At 39.9% G+C, this 18,052-nt stretch carries 15 protein-coding genes; 13 read left to right on the top strand and 2 right to left on the bottom strand.

Annotated features, from left to right (window positions below; genetic code table 11):
• Positions 1–118: 118 nt before the first annotated feature.
• A complete protein-coding gene (locus A7325_RS01925; RefSeq protein ID WP_068404135.1) occupies positions 119–1,501 on the top strand; it encodes an NAD(P)-binding domain-containing protein in 1,383 nt (460 codons plus the stop codon).
• Positions 1,502–1,589: 88 nt separating this feature from the next.
• On the opposite strand, the gene A7325_RS01920 is transcribed toward A7325_RS01925, so the two are convergent.
• Positions 1,590–2,192, bottom strand: a complete 603-nt coding sequence (locus A7325_RS01920) for a LysE/ArgO family amino acid transporter (protein WP_068404134.1) — start codon at positions 2,190–2,192, stop codon at positions 1,590–1,592.
• Between A7325_RS01920 and A7325_RS01915 the strand changes: the two genes are divergently transcribed.
• The 4 genes from A7325_RS01915 to A7325_RS01900 all read left to right on the top strand — a co-directional run bounded on the left by A7325_RS01915 (position 2,191) and on the right by A7325_RS01900 (position 4,765).
• Positions 2,191–2,382 carry a hypothetical protein gene (locus A7325_RS01915; protein WP_068404133.1) on the top strand — a complete coding sequence of 64 codons (192 nt, stop codon included), beginning with the start codon at positions 2,191–2,193 and terminating at the stop codon, positions 2,380–2,382. The genes A7325_RS01920 and A7325_RS01915 overlap by 2 nt on opposite strands.
• A gap of 3 nt (positions 2,383–2,385) precedes the next feature.
• The gene (locus A7325_RS01910) at positions 2,386–3,156 is read left to right on the top strand and encodes a hypothetical protein (protein WP_227514917.1); all 771 of its coding nucleotides are present in this window, start codon (positions 2,386–2,388) and stop codon (positions 3,154–3,156) included.
• Positions 3,157–3,479: 323 nt separating this feature from the next.
• The gene (locus A7325_RS01905) at positions 3,480–4,133 is read left to right on the top strand and encodes a hypothetical protein (RefSeq protein WP_068404129.1); all 654 of its coding nucleotides are present in this window, start codon (positions 3,480–3,482) and stop codon (positions 4,131–4,133) included.
• 71 nt (positions 4,134–4,204) lie between these two features.
• Positions 4,205–4,765 (top strand): hypothetical protein, encoded by a 561-nt coding sequence (locus A7325_RS01900; protein WP_068404128.1) that lies wholly within the window; start codon positions 4,205–4,207, stop codon positions 4,763–4,765.
• A 98-nt stretch (positions 4,766–4,863) separates the two neighbouring features.
• Here the strand turns inward: A7325_RS01900 and rluB are convergent, their stop codons facing one another.
• A complete protein-coding gene (gene rluB / locus A7325_RS01895; RefSeq protein ID WP_068404127.1) occupies positions 4,864–5,790 on the bottom strand; it encodes a 23S rRNA pseudouridine(2605) synthase RluB in 927 nt (308 codons plus the stop codon).
• 367 nt (positions 5,791–6,157) lie between these two features.
• Between rluB and A7325_RS01890 the strand changes: the two genes are divergently transcribed.
• From A7325_RS01890 to A7325_RS01855, 8 genes are all read left to right on the top strand, one after another.
• Positions 6,158–7,264 (top strand): polysaccharide biosynthesis/export family protein, encoded by a 1,107-nt coding sequence (locus A7325_RS01890; protein ID WP_068404126.1) that lies wholly within the window; start codon positions 6,158–6,160, stop codon positions 7,262–7,264.
• Between the two features lie 34 nt (positions 7,265–7,298).
• Positions 7,299–7,730, top strand: a complete 432-nt coding sequence (locus tag A7325_RS01885; protein WP_068404123.1) for a low molecular weight protein-tyrosine-phosphatase — start codon at positions 7,299–7,301, stop codon at positions 7,728–7,730.
• Positions 7,731–7,775: 45 nt separating this feature from the next.
• Positions 7,776–10,040 carry a GNVR domain-containing protein gene (locus A7325_RS01880; RefSeq protein ID WP_068404121.1) on the top strand — a complete coding sequence of 755 codons (2,265 nt, stop codon included), beginning with the start codon at positions 7,776–7,778 and terminating at the stop codon, positions 10,038–10,040.
• 52 nt (positions 10,041–10,092) lie between these two features.
• The gene (locus A7325_RS01875) at positions 10,093–12,054 is read left to right on the top strand and encodes a polysaccharide biosynthesis protein (RefSeq protein ID WP_068404119.1); all 1,962 of its coding nucleotides are present in this window, start codon (positions 10,093–10,095) and stop codon (positions 12,052–12,054) included.
• A gap of 64 nt (positions 12,055–12,118) precedes the next feature.
• Positions 12,119–13,396 (top strand): Vi polysaccharide biosynthesis UDP-N-acetylglucosamine C-6 dehydrogenase TviB, encoded by a 1,278-nt coding sequence (gene tviB, locus A7325_RS01870; protein ID WP_068404118.1) that lies wholly within the window; start codon positions 12,119–12,121, stop codon positions 13,394–13,396.
• 23 nt (positions 13,397–13,419) lie between these two features.
• Positions 13,420–14,463 (top strand): NAD-dependent epimerase/dehydratase family protein, encoded by a 1,044-nt coding sequence (locus A7325_RS01865; RefSeq protein ID WP_068404117.1) that lies wholly within the window; start codon positions 13,420–13,422, stop codon positions 14,461–14,463.
• 10 nt (positions 14,464–14,473) lie between these two features.
• A complete protein-coding gene (locus A7325_RS01860) occupies positions 14,474–16,273 on the top strand; it encodes an ABC transporter ATP-binding protein (RefSeq protein ID WP_068404115.1) in 1,800 nt (599 codons plus the stop codon).
• Between the two features lie 448 nt (positions 16,274–16,721).
• Positions 16,722–17,774, top strand: coding sequence for an NAD-dependent epimerase (locus A7325_RS01855; RefSeq protein ID WP_068404113.1), 1,053 nt, complete (start codon positions 16,722–16,724; stop codon positions 17,772–17,774).
• Positions 17,775–18,052 lie beyond the last annotated feature (278 nt).

Below are 18,052 nucleotides of genomic sequence, written 5' to 3'. Positions count from 1 at the left end.
TTTTCATATCTTACTAATGCTTGTACCAATTCCAATTAATCACCAAAAGTCTGCATTAAAAACGTTATCCATACAAATATGTTATGATAGGAGCACAACAATATTATAGGAGTCAGTTTTGAGTAAGAAAAGAATGGCAATTTTAGGTGCAGGTCCAAGTGGTTTGGCACAGTTACGTGCCTTTGAAGCGGCTCGTTTAGCCGGGGTAAAGGATTTACCTGAAATCGTATGTTATGAAAAGCAAAACGCTATTGGTGGTATGTGGAATTACAGTTGGCGTACTGGTTTAGATAGAAACGGTGAACCCGTGCACGGCAGTATGTACCGCTATTTATGGTCAAATGGCCCCAAAGAATGCTTAGAATTTGCCGATTATTCATTCGACGAACACTTCGGTGAACCCATCCCATCGTACCCGCCACGTGAAGTCCTAAAAGATTACATCATGGGTCGTATCGATAAACAAGATATCCAAAAATATATTCGATTTGAATGCCCCGTACGCTGGGTGTCGTTTGATGATGAAACGCAAAAATTCACTGTGACGGTAATGAATCATAAAACCGATGAGCAAGAAGTCGAAGAGTTTGATTATGTGGTGGTAGCGACTGGTCATTTCTCTACGCCAAATATGCCGTATTTTGAAGGTTTAGAAGCCTTTCCAGGTCGTATCTTGCACGCGCATGATTTCCGCGATGCGCTAGAATTTAAAGATGAAGATATCTTATTAGTAGGTAGTAGCTATTCTGCCGAAGATATTGGTACCCAGTGCTACAAATATGGCACCAAATCTGTGACCATCAGCTATCGTAGTCAACCGCTTGGTTATGAGTGGCCAGAAGGTATTAAAGAAGTGCCATTAGTGACGCATTTTGAAGACGATGTCGCGCACTTTGCCGATGGTACGAGCCAAAAGTTTGACGCTATTATCATGTGCACCGGTTATTTATTTCATTTCCCGTTTATGCCAGATGAGCTACGTTTGCAGACGCACAACTGCTTGTATCCAGCCAACTTGTACAAAGGTATCTTTTGGCAGCCAAATCCAAAGCTGATTTATTTAGGCATGCAAGACCAGTATTTCACCTTTAATATGTTTGATGCGCAAGCATGGTATGCATGTGATGTGATTATGGGTGATATCGAATTGCCCGATTTGGCAGCGCGTGAAGCAGACGAGCAAAAATGGCTCGCAACGTATGCCAAATGCGTGACGGTCAGTGATTCAATCGATTTTCAAGCCGCTTATATTCGCGATTTGACCAATGCTACCGATTATCCAGAATTTGCCGTTGAAAAACAGGGCGAGATTTTAAAAGAATGGCAAAAAGATAAAGCCGAGAACATCATGACCTTTCGAGAAAAGGCCTATCGTTCTACTTTGACGGGAACCATGGCACCTAAATTGCCAGAACCTTGGTTGGATATTCTTGATGATTCACTTGAGCACTTTTTAAACTTAACCTTTGTTAAACCTAAAAAGCGTAAAAAAGTGGCATAAATGCTCGTTGTGATAAATAAAAAACCAAATACGCCTGAGAGTGTATTTGGTTTTTTCGTTTTTAACGTTAAATGCACTGAATACATGGTTAGCTTTGGTATAAATGCCAAGCCAAATACAGCATTAATATGCCTACCAAAGCGTCTAATATATTCCAAGCTTTTGGTTTGGCAAATAAAGGTCTGAGCAAGCGCGCGCCATAGCCCAAGGCAAAAAAGAAAAAGAACGACGCACTGAGCGCACCGACTGCAAAAGCCAATTTACTACTGGCACCGGTTGAAACCATGCCGACCAGCACCAATGTATCTAGATAGACGTGCGGATTGAGCCAAGTAAAGCCAAAACATAATAACAGCGCTTTTTTTAAACTGGTGACCACTTGATCATCGACGGTGAGCGCGTGCGATAGGCGTACGCTGGCATATAAGCTTTGCAGTCCATAGCCTAATAAGAAGATAACGCCAGCAACTTTCGCGATAGTGATAACTTGCGGATATTGCGCTGTGACCGCGCCAAAGCCTGCTACCCCAGAAGAAATTAAAATCGCGTCACTGACTGCGCAAAATAAGCAGACGAAAAATATGTGCTCGCGTTTAAGCCCTTGTTTGAGCACAAAGGCGTTTTGTGAGCCAATGGCGATAATCAAGGATAAACCAAGCAAAAAACCCGCGCTATAATCGGTGAAATTCATGATGATTGGCTTATCCTTTAACAATCAAAACGGTGACTTTTACTTACTGGCAGCGCCCGAAAAAGCTGTTAAGATAAGGGATAAAATGATCGAATGCAATGTGTTTGCTGCAATAGCTGCTACCAAGTCATCAGTACTATTCAGCAATATCAGTCAGCAATTAATAAAGAATAAGCGAGGAGCAGGGTAGGTCATGGTCATAAGTCTGACAAGAATGCTACAGTCGTTTGGGCAAGCCCAAGATGACCTACCAACCATCGCTGCCAAAAATGCTCAGCAAGCTGCCGCTAAAGAAGTTTCTAATAATGCAAATAAGCATGGCAATAGTAGCGATAACCAAGAAAGCATGGATACTTCGGCTGTGAATTCTTCGCTTAGCGAGCCGCAGCGTAGCGAGCGTATTTGTGATGCCTTAGCGCAAGTGAATGATATTCGCACGCCGACGCCATTGACCGATCGCTATCTAGCCAATCGCGCCCAAATGCGCCCGACCAATAGACCTCCTTTTGACCCAGATACCTTATGGTATCTTAAACATGGACGCTGTCCGATTATGACTGAGCTTGTTGATGTGGTCGATGCAGCCACCCTAAATGCCATGCCGATTGAAGCGGTCGCCATATTAGACCGGATTAATAGTAAGCTAAAGCGTTACCGTGAGTGGAGCAGCGAGCTCAATGCCGAGCAACAGCAGCAACATAATGAGCGCCAGTTTGTCATTGATAAGCTGGTGTCTGAAAGTATCCCTGAAGCGCTGCATCATTATGAGCAGCTGCAACGCTTTAGCCCGCATCGCACTAAAAATAATGTCGTCCAAGGAAAAATGACCGCTGGCGATATGCTCACGGATTTGTTTTTAGACATCGATTACGAGCTTGACGAGTTATTAGAAGAATTACATCAAACGGTGATGAACAAACTGGCTTCAACGCACCGTTATGTCAAAAGCCGTACCCAAAGCTAACTTGAATTTAACGAGGATTATTTAAAAGTTGTTAGTATTGTTATTGTGAGTTCAGTATAAAGACGATACAGAGACACTGGAATGAATTTTTCGCAACCTCTGTCGGCGCAGGCACAGCAAGCTAGGAAAGTTTATTCCAGTGTCGCGTAAAAATTTCATGTTTCTGTTTTGTTTGAAAATAACTATAAACACAATCGGCGCAATACATAACAATATAAGGCTTTAATACAGCCTTATTTTTTTGTTTAATAATAATGATTAAGTATTATCGAAAATAACAATAAATTTGCCAATCATTTCTACTAAACAACAAGGATACCCAAATGACCCAACTGACTGCAATGTTCGTGATGTTTGTTTTATATGGCGTGCTGCCAGCAGCTGGGTTGTACCTTGGATATCGTGGTATCAAAAAAGTCACGGCGCCCAAAATGCTTGAGTATAAAGCGATGCCGCAATTGGGTTATATACCTGAAAAAAGCTTGCCAGTTGAAGTCAAAACAGCGCTGGATCAAATCAATGATAAGGGCGAGAAGCTGCGGGTAATTTATGGCGATACCAATAACGATGGTAAAATTGATGATAAAGATACTGTCAATGAAACCTACGTTATGATTCAAAATCTAATGGATAGGCATGTGCCACTAGCGGTAGCCGATTATCGCCGCTTGCATGACTTAGATGTCGGGAACGGCGCCCTTGCTGATACCACGAAAATTAAGCATTCTGATGTCACGGGTAAAGAGGCGCTATTAGAAGTGCTTAGGACGATTAATACCCAATTTGATGACTTGCTGAATGCGTCCTATCATCAAGATGGACAAAAGCTACTGGCGACCAATCGATATTTGCAGCAGCGTTTTAATAATCCAACTAGCAATTCTAGACTACAACAAATTGATAATAGCGCTGTTGAAGTCCAAGCAATTGAAAACCCAGCTAATAAAGAAACTGACGTAGAAGATATTAAGCTATAAATGAGAGATGTTAATAATATCCCGAGTCTAAATGTTTATGCTGAATTAAGTCGAAAGAAGAGTAAAGTGACATGAGTATATTATTAATAGGCGTTGGTGTGGTTACTACTGTCAGCGTCTTTTATTTGGGTAGAAAGGGCTGGCACACATTGCATAAAATGGTCGGCATTACTCCAGGCGTGCTGATTTATCAAGATAGTAATGCGCCACTGTTGTTAACTTCTCTCAATTGGCAACAACTAAATTTAAATAAAAAACACCTAGAAACTGTATCAGATAAGCAGCTACGACAATTACAGCACATTGATAAAAAGGTAGCAAACTACCACAATTATCAAAACGAGTTAGAAGCGCAAAATGTAACTTCAGCTATTAACGAGCAGCAATTTGTCTTACATAAAATACTGAATATCCGCTTACCTGAAATGTTGGCCAGTCATTATCATTTAGCAAATATCAATATAAGCAATCGTACTAAAAATGGACAGAAGCAGACTGAGGCGGGTAGGCTGTTACAAGAGGTATTGGACAGCATTGAGCAGCGCTTAGATGGGTTGTTAGAGCGAATGGAAGAGCAACATCTACAAGAATTGCGCGTGATGAAAAATTATATTCATAGTCATGACGACTAAGCCTAAAGTGAGTGATACTCTTAAAAAACGCATAAAAAAGCGGTCAATGAATCAGTCATTGACCGCTTTTTTATCAGCTAGGATTAATCCCTAATAAATTAACGCTTGTTATTACGATCGCGAGTATTACGTGAACCGCGACTGGCAGGACTGCCACTGCTTTTAGGTTTTACGCTGCTAGGACGGTTATCACTACGACTGTCAACACGGCGTGCTTTAAGCGGCTTGCTTTTGATACGTTCTTGTTTTTCTTTAGCTGCTCCATGCAAACCAGTACCGTGACGCGGTCGTAAGCTGACCAAATCGGTTAAGGTATTGATCTCTTTTTTATCGAGCTCTAAAAATCGTCCAGTACGCAGCTCTTTTGGCAGTGCAATCGACCCGTAACGCGTGCGCAACAGACGGCTCACTTTAAGACCTTGCGATTCAAACAATCGGCGCACTTCGCGGTTACGACCTTCTTTGAGCCTGACGTGATACCATTTATTGACACCTTCACCGCCGCCTTCTTTGATATCTTCAAACTGTGCCATACCATCTTCTAGCATAACGCCAGCCGTTAGAGTACGCGCGATATCAGGAGTGACTTCACCAAGTACACGTACGGCATACTCACGGGTGACTTCATTAGATGGGTGCATTAAGCGATGCGCCATCTCGCCATCATTGGTAAATAAGAGCAGACCAGTTGAGTTAATATCCAAGCGCCCAACCATTACCCAGCGATCATGAGTCAGCTTTGGTAAGCGCTCAAAAACGGTCGGGCGACCTTCTGGATCATTGGCTGAGCACACTTCGCCTTCGGGCTTGTAATACGCTAAAACACGGCGGCGCTTTTCATTTTCAGCGGTATATTTGATCTGACGACCGTCAACACGAATCTCATCGCCTTGTTCGACGCGGTCGCCGATGGTTGCGGGTCCATTATTAACGGTCACACGACCTGCTTTAATGACTTCTTCCATCTGACGACGTGAGCCCAGTCCCATGCGGGCGAGTGCTTTTTGCAGTTTTTCATCTTTCATAACGATATCCTTGAGTCGGTGGGTTTACATTTCTCAATGTATGAAATTAGACTGAGTATTATACGCTATTTATCGAAGTTATGTTTAAGATTAGCTTTTAAGGCTATTATAATTAGCCAGTAGATGATGCTTTATTAAGTATGCCTAATTGACATTAAAAATTAAAAGCTTCATAAGAAATGAATATAAACTAATTGTTACTATTGCGTAATTTTTGCCAAAAATAGCCTATTATTATTCACTATTTAACCACCTATGTTATTATGGCTTTGCTTTTTTTATGGTTGGTGTAACTTTTTAGTATGTTTGTCTTAATAGACTTATTAGTAGGCGCTGCTTATATCTGTGATTTATAAAGGTTTTTTTTATGTTCTTCAATTCATCAAAGTTATTAGGTGTGGCGTCTGTGCTTATGATAGGTCTGGTTTCAGGCTGTTCTAGCATCAACTCAGGACTACAATCTGGTGACCTGCCGCCCAGTGGATCATTCGTAGCAGCGAGTGGTATACAGTTTAATGTGCAGCCGTTAAATTTGGCGACTCTACCACCGAAGCAGGCCGTTGTTCCTAGTAGCGATTTAACGCGTTTGATCAGGACATCTGGGCAAGTTGATTACCGAATCTCGGAAGGTGATATTTTAGGTATTACGCTAGTAGGGTATCCAGAGATTGCGCCGCCTTTGACCAATAGTAGTAACACTGCTAACCCTTATGCCTTGGGTTTCCCTGTTGATCAACAAGGTTTCGTACAGTTTCCACTTATTGGACGTATTAAAGCCAGTGGCATGAGCGTGCCACAATTTACTGCCAATTTACAGAAACAACTGCAACGTTATCTTAAGTATTCAGACCCACAGGTTAAAATCGTTAACTATCGTGGCAATAAATTCTTTATTGATGGTGAGGTTAAACAACCGGGCGAGTTTGCCATTGCTGATGTGCCTGTGTCGCTCTATGGCGCAATTTCTATGGCCGGCGGGGCCACTCCGACTGGCGACTCAAATAATGTCGTGCTAAACCGTAACGGTACTAGCTATAACATCGGACTGGAGTCGCTGCGCCAAATGGGCGCTTCTGCTAACCAAATTTACCTGCGAGATGGCGATTCTATCCACGTCAATAGTCAAGATCGTAATAAGGTCTATGTTTTAGGTGAGTTCGGTCAAGTAGAGCCAGTGCCTATTTTAGAGCAAGGTATTAGTTTAGCGCAGGTTTTGGGTGAGTCTAAAGGGCTTAATTCTGCTACAGCAAATGCGGCTAAAATATATGTGGTTCGTGATAATTTAAATACACGAGCGACAGATATTTACTACGTAGATATGCAGACCATCACTAGCTTTGCGCTAGCCAACCGTTTTGAGATGCACCCGAATGATATTGTTTATGTCGATCCAACTGGCTTAACGCGTTGGAATCGTGTTATCAGCGCTATTTTACCTTCTACGTCAGCTATTAGGTCGCTCTCAGGCTTATAGGTATTGGGTTTATAAATAATAGGTAATAATTATTATGGCATTTGATAATATTTTAGTGGTGTGTGTCGGTAATATTTGCCGTAGTCCCATGGCAGAAGCGTTATTAAAACAACGTTACCCTCATAAAAATATTGATTCTGCAGGGGTAGGGGCTTTAGTCGGGCACTCTGCAGATCCTGCCGCGCTAGAGATTATGGCAGGGCAAGAAATAGATATCACTAATCATGTCGCCAAACAAATTGACGAAGGTTTGGCAAAAAAAGCGGATTTGATTTTTACTATGTCAGACAGTCAGACCAAATGGATCGAAGAGCGCTGGCCGTTTTGTCGCGGCAAGACTTTTAAGCTCGGTCATTGGCAAGACAAAGATATTGCCGACCCCTATAAACATGAGATGAGTGCGTTTCAGACAGCATATCAAGATATTGTTGTTAGCCTAGAACAGTGGGCCGATAAAATTAGCTAAATAGCTGCTATTAAACGATTAACCTTAAGTGATGACCATACAGTTATGAATACAGATTCAAAGAACTTATCAAACGCTGCTTCCAAAGAAGATAATGACGAAATTGATCTTATGGCGCTACTTTTTGCCATTTTGCGTGGCTGGAAAGTCATTGTGTTTTTTGCTGTATTAGGGTTGGTAATAGGGATTTTGTATAGCAGATACGTCAATCCTACTTTTAAGTCGGATGCACTGATCCAAATTGAAGAGAATTCTAAGGGCGTTGCCGCATTAGGTGCGGATATTTCTGAGCTGATTGGCTCTGAAGTCAGTAAAGCGCAAGCAGAGGCTGAGCTGATAAGATCGCGTATGATCTTAGAGCCAGTGGTTAATTTGTTACATCTACGAATTCGTTTGTCCGATCCTAATATTGGCGCGTTGGATAGAATCAAGAGCAATAGTACGGATACTCAAATAAATAAACCGGAAGGTGTCTCTCTTAAAACCGAAGATGGTGAAGTAAAAATTAGCCAATTTAATGTCTCACAAGAGTATTTAAATCGACCTTTTACTTTGACACGCTCCGCGACAGGATTTGTGTTAACTAATGGTTTTGATGATTTTAAAGGTCAGATCGGTAAGGCGTATTTATTTAAAGGCACAGATGGTCAGATTCAAATCACAGTCAATGATCTACCCGCTGATGGCTACTCAGTTAATATCACTAAGCAATCTCTTCAAACCACGACTGACCAGATAAATAGTGCATTATCTGTGGTTGAAAAAGGTAAGCAAACAGGCATTATTCAGCTATCTATGACGGGTGCCAATCAGCAACAAACCAGCTTGATATTAAAACAAATTGTCTTATCTTACATTGATCAAAATCAATCTCGTGGCTCTGAAGAAACCACTAAAACCATTAGTTTTATGGAAACTCAGATTCCAACGTTAAAGAAAAAACTAGAAGACTCGGAAGCAGTATTTAATGATTTCCGTAAAAAGTACGGCACTATTGATGTAGGCAAAGAAGCAGAGTTGTTATTGACAGAAAACTCGCAAATCGATGCCCAGCTCAATGAATTGAAGCTTAAAAAAGCGGATCTTACGACTTATTACACAGAAGAGCACCCTTTGGTTGTCCAGATCAATGAGCAACTGGCGGTACTTAATGCTAGAAAAAATGAGATAGACGATACTATCGCCGGTTTACCTGAGATACAAAGAGAGTTTTTACAACTGTCAGCTGACACGACGATCAATAGAGAGATTTATCTAACGCTACTTAAAAACTATGAACAGTTAAAAATCGTTAAAGCGGGTCAAATTGGTTTCGCCCGTATCATCGATTTGCCTATCAGTACTTATAAAGCTATTGCACCAAAGAAATTGCAAATTATGATATTGGCTATGCTGTTAGGAGCGATGCTTGGAACGATGCTGGTACTGCTTAAAAATATGCTTAGAAATGTGGTCAAAGACCCTGAGCGTATTGAGGGTAAAACAGGCGTCCCTGTAGTAGCAACGATTCCACGTTCGCCACTATTGACAAGACTGAGTAAGAATAAGAAAGCACCTAATCGTTTGTTGGCTTATGTTGATAATAATAGTTTGAGCTATGAAGCCATTAAGAGCTTAAGAACGAACCTAATGTTCGGCATGCCAGTAGAAGGGCGGGCTGGTCAGCGCGCCAAAGTCATTCTAATCACTGGCGAAAGCCCAGGTGTTGGTAAGTCATTTATCTCTGCGAATCTGACAGAGGTATTTGCGCAGTTAGATAAAAAAGTGCTGATTATCGACGCTGATATGCGCTTGGGTGAGCTACATAGAATGTTTAGCATGAGCCAAGATAATGGTTTAGCGGACTATTTATCACAGGATAAGACTCATTTATCAAAATCTAACGCCCAAACTACAGAAGTTATTACCAGTCAAGAGACTAATAACCTAGCAAGCTTTATTCATCCGACTGGCATAGATAATATTGACTTTATGCCACGCGGCCAGCATCCGCGTAACCCTGCTTCATTATTAGCAAATGGCAGTTTTAATCATTTAATGGCAGAGCTTAATTTGCATTATGATTATATTGTCATCGACTCGCCACCAGTATTGGCCGCTTCTGACGCTATGATATTAGCGCAGCACGCGGATAAGGTATTGATGGTCACTAGATACGACGATTCTATAGAAGGGCAGCTGGTTTATGCGGTTAATCAGATGAATAAAGCCAATATAAAGGTCGACGGTATCATTCTCAACGATGTACAACAAGGGATTATGAGCAAATATAGTTATCACTATAGCTATGCTTATGGTAATAACCAATAGTTAGCTTTTTGGAAATTCTACCAAAATTCACGTTTTCAAGTGGTTGAGTGTTATGTCTACTAATTCAAAACCGTCAAGTGATTATCCATCACTTAATGGCAAAACTGGCTGGCTACAACGTATAGCCGAATACTTGTTATCGTTGCCCCGTAGCGTTAAGCGAGCGATTTTACTCACTACAGACTTGGCAATGTCTTTAGTTTGTCTGTTCTTAGCTTTGTCGTTGCGCTATGGTGATATCGCTCATAACATTAGCCCTATCATATTATTATCTTATGGTACGCTGCCTATTGTCGGTTTATATTTGATTGGTTTCTATAAAGGGGTGGCACGTGGTTTTTTAGACACGGTTATGGGTAGTGTGGCAAAGCTGTTCTTTTTGCTTATGGTTGTCTATGAGATCATCATTTATTTAAATCCTTTAGAAGATATACCGCGCTCCGTTCCTATTATCTTTCTGTTTTTCTTATTTATCTGGTTATGGAATAGTCGTCTTACTATTCGTGAGCTTTTGATGCGCTGGAGCGGTAGAGCCCAGCGTCGCCTTAAAGACGATGGTGTTTATGATAATGTTGTTATTTACGGAGCGGGAGAGGCTGGTCGAGATTTATTAGAGGGTCTTAGAAATTCGCATAAATATAATGTTGTGGCTTACGTTGATGATGATCCACAGCTTGCTGGTGCTTATTTGCTCGGTAAAAAGATTTATCCGGCTCATGATTTAGTAAGCTTAGTAGAAGAATTAGATATTGCGCAAGTATTTTTGGCTATTCCTTCAATCAGCCGCGCTCAAAAACGTCAGATTATAGATAAGCTTTCAGGCATTGCGATAAAAATAAAAGAACTGCCCAGTCTAGAGGAAATCGCTGACGAAAAAGTGACCGTCAGTAGCATGCGTAAAGTAGATATCTTAGATGTGTTAGACAGGCAGACTGTCGAACCTGATGAAAAATTACTCCAACTAAATATTAAAGATAAGTGCGTGTTAGTTACAGGCGCTGGTGGTTCTATCGGTAGCGAGCTATGTCGTCAAGTAATCAAGAATAAGCCAAAATGTCTCGTTCTTTATGAGCTGTCCGAGTTTGCGCTTTATAGCATCCATCAAGAGCTAACCATCAAACAAGCCAATACGCCTGCTTATCAAGATATTAAAATTATTGCGGTCATCGGTAATGTCACTAATGAATCGAACCTGCTCAGAATACTAAATCTCTACAATATCCAAACGGTTTATCATGCAGCCGCCTATAAACATGTGCCAATGGTAGAGCATAATCCTTTTGAAGGCGTTATTAATAATACTAAAGGTACTTATCACTGCGCCCAAGCAGCTATTCAAGCCAGTGTTGAGACCTTTGTCCTTATCTCAACAGATAAAGCCGTAAGACCAACCAATGTGATGGGCGCATCTAAGCGTTTAGCAGAGTTGGTTTGCCAAGCGCTAAGTAAGACAGATAGCCAAACCTGTATTAGTATGGTGCGTTTTGGTAATGTCCTTGGTTCATCAGGCTCTGTTGTGCCTTTATTTACTAAGCAAATAGAACAAGGTAAGCCGATTACGGTCACCCATCCTGATGTGACTCGTTACTTTATGACGATTCCAGAAGCTGCAAATCTGGTTATCCAAGCAGGCGCAATGGCATCGGGTGGTGAAGTGTTTGTCCTCGATATGGGCGAGCCAGTTAAGATTGTTGATCTAGCACATCGAATGATTCACTTAAGTGGCTTTGATATTAAAGATGCCGACCATCCTGAAGGTGATATCGAGGTCATTTTTACGGGTCTTAGAGCCGGAGAAAAGCTCTATGAAGAGCTGATCATTGGTGAAGACAACATTGAATCGACTTATCATCCATTGATCATGCAAGCAATAGAACATAGCTTTCCATTAAATGAGCTGGAGTCGGTATTGTTTGAGTTGAACGAAAAACAAAAAGAGTTTGATGTCCCTTGGTTGAAGCAGCAATTTAAGCAGTTTGTAGTAGGCTATCAAGAAGGAACTAAAGCTGCATAACTCTGAATAAACACCCTCAATACTATTTTTCAACTAAAATTGGTTAGATGAATAAAGGAAAATTATGCTAGATATTAACAATATAAAAATAGCAGTGATCGGTCTTGGCTATGTGGGTCTGCCACTAGCGGTTGAGTTTGGTAAGCATCGCCCTGTCGTGGGTTTCGATATCAATGCTGAGCGTATTTCAGCTCTAACTGCGGGAACGGACCACACGTTGGAAGTGAGCGATGAAGAGTTAGCGCAAGCCACGCATTTGAGTTATAGCTCAGATATTCAGATGCTTAAAGACTGTAATTTCTTTATAGTGACTGTACCTACTCCTATTGATGACTACAAGCAGCCTGACCTGACGCCATTGATCAAAGCCTCAGAAGCTATCGGTAGTCTACTTAAAAAAGACGACATCGTGGTTTATGAATCGACCGTTTACCCTGGGGCCACAGAAGAAGTTTGTATTCCGGTGTTAGAGAAAGTTTCTGGATTAACCTTCAATCAAGACTTTTATGCTGGTTATAGCCCTGAACGTATCAATCCGGGTGATAAAGAGCACCGCGTTACCAATATCTTAAAAGTAACGTCAGGCTCAACCCCTGAAGTCGCTGATTTTGTTGATGAAGTATACAATTTAATTATTATAGCCGGTACTCATAAAGCAGCAAGCATCAAAGTAGCGGAAGCGGCAAAGGTGATTGAGAATACTCAGCGTGATGTCAATATTGCACTGATCAATGAGCTAGCTGTTATCTTTAATAAGATGGGTATCGATACCCAAGCAGTATTAGAAGCTGCGGGCACTAAGTGGAACTTTTTACCGTTTCGTCCAGGCCTCGTCGGTGGTCATTGCATCGGTGTAGACCCTTATTACTTGACACATAAAGCGCAAGCGATTGGCTATAAACCAGAGATTATATTGGCTGGTCGTCGCTTGAATGACAGCATGGGTGAGTATGTAGTCACGCAACTGGTCAAAACCATGATTAAAAAGCGTATTCAAGTTGAAGGGGCCAAAGTTCTGGTCTTAGGGCTGAGTTTCAAAGAAAACTGCCCTGATGTGCGTAATACCAAGGTCATCGATATCGTCCATGAGCTAGAAGAATATAATATCGAAGTTGACGTTTATGACCCTTGGGTAGATAAAGCAGAAGCTGAGCGTGAATATAATGTGACGCCTATCAGCAAGCCCGCTGTAAATAACTATGATGGTATTATCTTAGCCGTCGCTCATAATGAGTTCGTTGATCTGGGTGTAGGTCAGATTAGAGCATTTGGAAAGAATGAACACGTGCTTTACGATTTAAAGTATGTTTTCACTAAAGAAGACGCTGATATCCGCTTATAAATTGATAAAAAATACGGAAAGTAATGGTTATGACGTTAACTGCATATGAAAAAGTTCAAAAAGTATTAATTAATGAACCAAAGACATGGCTGATTACTGGGGTCGCAGGCTTTATTGGCTCTAACTTACTAGAAGAGCTATTGTTACTAAATCAAAAAGTAGTCGGCCTAGATAATTTTGCGACTGGCTTTCAGCATAATCTAGATGAAGTACAAGGTTTGGTAAATGAAGATCAGTGGCAGAACTTTACCTTTATAGAAGGCGATATTCGTAATCTAGATGCCTGTCAGGCAGCATGTATAGGCGTAGACTACGTACTGCATCAGGCGGCATTGGGTTCGGTGCCGCGCTCTATCGCTGATCCTATCAATACTAATGATACCAATATCTCAGGCTACTTAAATATGCTCGTAGCAGCTCGTGATGCTACGGTAGCTAGCTTTACTTATGCGGCGAGTAGCTCAACGTATGGCGATCATCCTGCTTTACCAAAAGTCGAAGATGCTATTGGTAATCCGTTATCACCCTATGCGGTGACTAAATATGTCAATGAGCTGTATGCCGATGTGTTCGCACGTACTTATAACTTTAAAACGATTGGTCTGCGTTATTTCAATATTTTTGGTAAACGACAAACACCTGATGGTGCCTATGCAGCGGTAATACCAAAATGGACGGCTGCTATGATCGCAGGTGATGAAGTATTTATTAATGGCGATGGTGATACCAGCCGCGACTTTAACTTTATTGAAAATGCGGTACAAGCTAATATTTTGGCAGCGACTGCTACTGAAGAAGCCAAGAACCAAGTATATAATGTAGCAGTTGGTGGTCGTACTACCCTTAATACGCTGTTTTCAGCACTTAAAGAGCATTTAAGTATTAATGGAGTTAGCTACACTCAAGAACCAGTCTATCGAGATTTCCGTGAAGGAGACGTGCGCCATAGTCAGGCTAATATTAGTAAGATCCAAAATGTGTTAGGCTATGAGCCACAGTTCGATATCATTCAAGGTATTGAGAAAGCGATGCCTTGGTATGTTCACTCACTTCAAAATAAACTGTAGTTGAAATTATATGTTAAGCGTCATAAAAGAGCTATTTTCTTTACTTTCTGAGAAGCAACGTAAGCATTTTTACATATTACAGTTTCTAGTCATTCTTATGGCCTTTACAGAGCTATTAGGTATTGCCTCCATTGCTCCCTTTATGGCATTAGTAGGTGATATAAGTTTACTACAACAGGAAGGTGTTTATTCCAAGCTATATCAGCTTTCAGGAATAAGTAATCCTATCGATTTTTTATTTCTTGCAGGCTGCCTGGTACTTTTAATGCTTACAATATCTACTGTAGTTTCTATGCTCACTACTTGGCGATTAGCGGTGTATGGGGCAAGCGTAGGTACAGAGTTAGCAGACCGCCTATACTCTTACTATATGCAGCAGTCTTGGCTATTTCACGCCAGTGGTAGTAGCGCCCAGCTTACCAAGCAAGTATCTACTGAAGCTAATAGAATCAGTGGAGGTATTATTCAGCCTTTGATGAATCTTAATGCTAAGCTAGTATTGGCCTTATTTATTTCAATCAGTATATTTATATATAACCCTATTATCGCTGTAGTGGGTATTTCAGCCTTTGTTTTAGCCTATATGATTATGTATAAGTTGGTGCGTAAGTCTCTCATACTTAATGGTCGTAGACTATCAGATGTTTCTACGCAAAGATTTAGATTAATGAATGAAGGCTTTGGTGGTATTAAGGATGTATTGCTATTAGACCGTAAATATGACTTTATAGATAGGTTTACTGAGCAGGGCGGACTACAAGCTCGTGCTCAAGGAACCAACAATACGATAAGTCTAGTGCCTAGATTTTTTGTTGAGCTGCTAGCTTTTGGGGCTATGATTAGCTTAGTACTCGTCTTAATAAAAAGTTATGATGGAAACTTAGGACAGGTTCTTCCGGTATTAGCTATTTATGCTTTAGCTTGTTTTAAACTATTACCTGCTTTACAGCAAATTTATGCTAGTGTTACACAGATTAAAGGTAACTGTGCAGCTTTTGAAGCTGTTAAAGAAGATTTGCAGCAGTCAGAAACAGCTCAGAATAAGCTGAATGAAAAGATAACAATACCTAAGTTAAAGCTTGAGCAACAAATTAGGCTTGATGATATTAGTTTTACTTATCCAAACAAAGAGAAGTACGCTCTTAATAATGTAAGTATCTCTATTCCTGTCAACCATGTCATAGGCATTGTGGGATCTTCAGGTTCAGGTAAGTCCACTTTAATTGATATTATTCTGGGATTACTTCCTCCTCAATCTGGCAACATATATATTGATGATACACTTGTCACTAAAGACAATATCAGTGGCTGGCAAAATAACTTAGGCTTTGTCCCGCAGAGTATCTTCTTAAGTGAAGGTAGTATTGCTGAAAATATTGCTTTTGGAATACCGGCTGATGATATTGACTATGATCAAGTTATGAAAGCCATTAGCCTTGCTCACTTAACAGAGCTTGTTGAAGAGCTTCCTGAAGGTATCATTACTAAGGTTGGTGAGCGTGGGGTTCAGCTATCTGGTGGTCAACGCCAGCGTATCGGTATTGCACGGGCCTTATACAATGAGGCAGATATCTTAATATTTGATGAAGCTACTAGTGCTTTAGATGGCATTACTGAAAAAATCATTATGGATGCTATTCATGACTTCACTGGTCAAAAGACAATTATCATGATTGCTCACCGCCTAAAAACAGTTCAGAAGTGCGATACTATCTATTTAATGGAAAAAGGTAGAGTGATTGACCAAGGCACCTACCAACAGCTTGTAGATAATAATTCTAAATTCAGAGAAATGGCTAAGCACTCGTAACTCCAACACACTAACTTATCACATACCAGAAGAAGGGCTCTTTTAACAAAAACTATATTAGCTAAAGCAGACATACCTCTCAAAGAGCGATGGACTTAAATATAGTATAGTATTGGTAGCTCAATTTTTTATAAATGGAAGGGCAAATACAGTGGTATAGAGGCTTTTAATATCAAGCATTTGAAAAAGAGCAATTATCCAAAACATTAATGCTAATTTAAAAAGTTGAGGAAAATATTTTTTATAATTAAAACCAATCTAAACATTAAGTGAATTTTAATTAGCGATTAATATATTAAAACTCTTTATATATAGTTTTTCTTAAAGCCTTATTATTAAAAATAATAACTTTAAGGTTGTATGTAGGTGTTAGTAAAGAATACTATTGATTATGTCACTCATTTTTTAAGTAACGTTCTTAGAAAAAGTATATTTAAGAGACAATTAAATGAAAATTTTAGTAACAGGTACTGCAGGATTTATTGGGTTTCATCTAGCAAAAAAGTTATTAGCTAGAGGGAACGAGGTTATTGGGCTGGATAGTATTAATGATTATTACGACACAAACCTAAAATATGCAAGATTAGAGCAACTAGGCATTTTGAAACAAGAAATAGAAACTAACAAGTTGATAAGCTCTAATACTTATAGTAATCATAAGTTTATAAGAGCTGATTTATCGGATAACGAAATTATCTCTAAGCTTTTTAATAGTGAAGGCTTTGATGCAGTTTGTCATCTAGCTGCTCAAGCAGGTGTTAGATACTCTTTAGAAAACCCATATGCCTATATAGACTCAAATATAAAGGGTTTCATGAATATCTTAGAAGCATGTAGGCACAGCCATACTAAAAATCTCGCCTATGCAAGCTCTTCATCAGTGTATGGCTTAAACAGATCTCAACCATTTAAAACCTCTGACCACACTGATCATCCCGTTTCGTTGTATGCTGCTACTAAGAAATCTAATGAAGTGATGGCTCACGCTTATTCGCATCTTTATGACATACATACTACTGGACTGAGATTTTTTACGGTATACGGACCCTATGGTCGTCCTGATATGGCGCCAATGTTATTTGCGGATGCAATATCAAACAATCAATCTATTAACGTTTTTAATCATGGGAATATGAGTAGAGACTTTACTTATATAGATGATATTGTCGATGGAATAATAAAAGTAATCGATAATCCAGCACAGCCATCGACTAATTTCGATGCTACTCAACCTAATCCATCAATATCAACTGCCCCCTATAAAATATACAATATTGGTAACAATGCACCCGTTAAGCTCATGGACTTCATTTCTATATTAGAAAGTGAAATGGGCAAAGCCTCTAAGAAGAACTTTATGGATATGCAGGCTGGAGATGTACAGTCCACTTATGCCGATACTAAAGATTTAAACAGTGACTTATCCTATCAACCTTATACTGAACTGAGACAAGGGATAAATGAGTTTGTAAAGTGGTATAATGACTATTATTCTAAATAATATATCAACTAGCAAATAATAGCTGTTTTATATCTGGGAGAAATAGAGTTTTTAAAAAAATAAACTAATAATAAGCCTTGGTTGTACTTAATTGTGTCTTCAAAAGCTAAACACTTTATTTTCGACCCAAAATATTATTTCTATGCTTTTTTAAAATCTGAGTATTAAAATGAAAAAACTAATGAAAGACAGCATGAAAAAGAATTCTCTCTATAAGATATACCTTGATCTTCGGGTAAGATATGAGAGACAAAAAATCTGCTTAACCCCAAAAGAGT

Origin of the sequence: Psychrobacter sp. SHUES1 (genome assembly GCF_001652315.1) — a bacterium.
Taxonomy (GTDB): Bacteria; Pseudomonadota; Gammaproteobacteria; order Pseudomonadales; family Moraxellaceae; genus Psychrobacter; species Psychrobacter faecalis.
This window is presented reverse-complemented; position numbering and strand designations above follow the sequence as displayed.

Bases quoted from the DNA above. Each gene is read 5' to 3' on its own strand.
- A7325_RS01915 (WP_068404133.1), top strand. From the start codon at position 2,191: ATGATGATTGGCTTATCCTTTAACAATCAAAACGGTGACTTTTACTTA.
- A7325_RS01920 (WP_068404134.1), bottom strand. From the start codon at position 2,192: ATGAATTTCACCGATTATAGCGCGGGTTTTTTGCTTGGTTTATCCTTG.
- A7325_RS01910 (WP_227514917.1), top strand. From the start codon at position 2,386: ATGGTCATAAGTCTGACAAGAATGCTACAGTCGTTTGGGCAAGCCCAA.
- A7325_RS01905 (WP_068404129.1), top strand. From the start codon at position 3,480: ATGACCCAACTGACTGCAATGTTCGTGATGTTTGTTTTATATGGCGTG.
- A7325_RS01900 (WP_068404128.1), top strand. From the start codon at position 4,205: ATGAGTATATTATTAATAGGCGTTGGTGTGGTTACTACTGTCAGCGTC.
- rluB (WP_068404127.1), bottom strand. From the start codon at position 5,790: ATGAAAGATGAAAAACTGCAAAAAGCACTCGCCCGCATGGGACTGGGC.
- A7325_RS01890 (WP_068404126.1), top strand. From the start codon at position 6,158: ATGTTCTTCAATTCATCAAAGTTATTAGGTGTGGCGTCTGTGCTTATG.
- A7325_RS01885 (WP_068404123.1), top strand. From the start codon at position 7,299: ATGGCATTTGATAATATTTTAGTGGTGTGTGTCGGTAATATTTGCCGT.
- A7325_RS01880 (WP_068404121.1), top strand. From the start codon at position 7,776: ATGAATACAGATTCAAAGAACTTATCAAACGCTGCTTCCAAAGAAGAT.
- A7325_RS01875 (WP_068404119.1), top strand. From the start codon at position 10,093: ATGTCTACTAATTCAAAACCGTCAAGTGATTATCCATCACTTAATGGC.
- tviB (WP_068404118.1), top strand. From the start codon at position 12,119: ATGCTAGATATTAACAATATAAAAATAGCAGTGATCGGTCTTGGCTAT.
- A7325_RS01865 (WP_068404117.1), top strand. From the start codon at position 13,420: ATGGTTATGACGTTAACTGCATATGAAAAAGTTCAAAAAGTATTAATT.
- A7325_RS01860 (WP_068404115.1), top strand. From the start codon at position 14,474: ATGTTAAGCGTCATAAAAGAGCTATTTTCTTTACTTTCTGAGAAGCAA.
- A7325_RS01855 (WP_068404113.1), top strand. From the start codon at position 16,722: ATGAAAATTTTAGTAACAGGTACTGCAGGATTTATTGGGTTTCATCTA.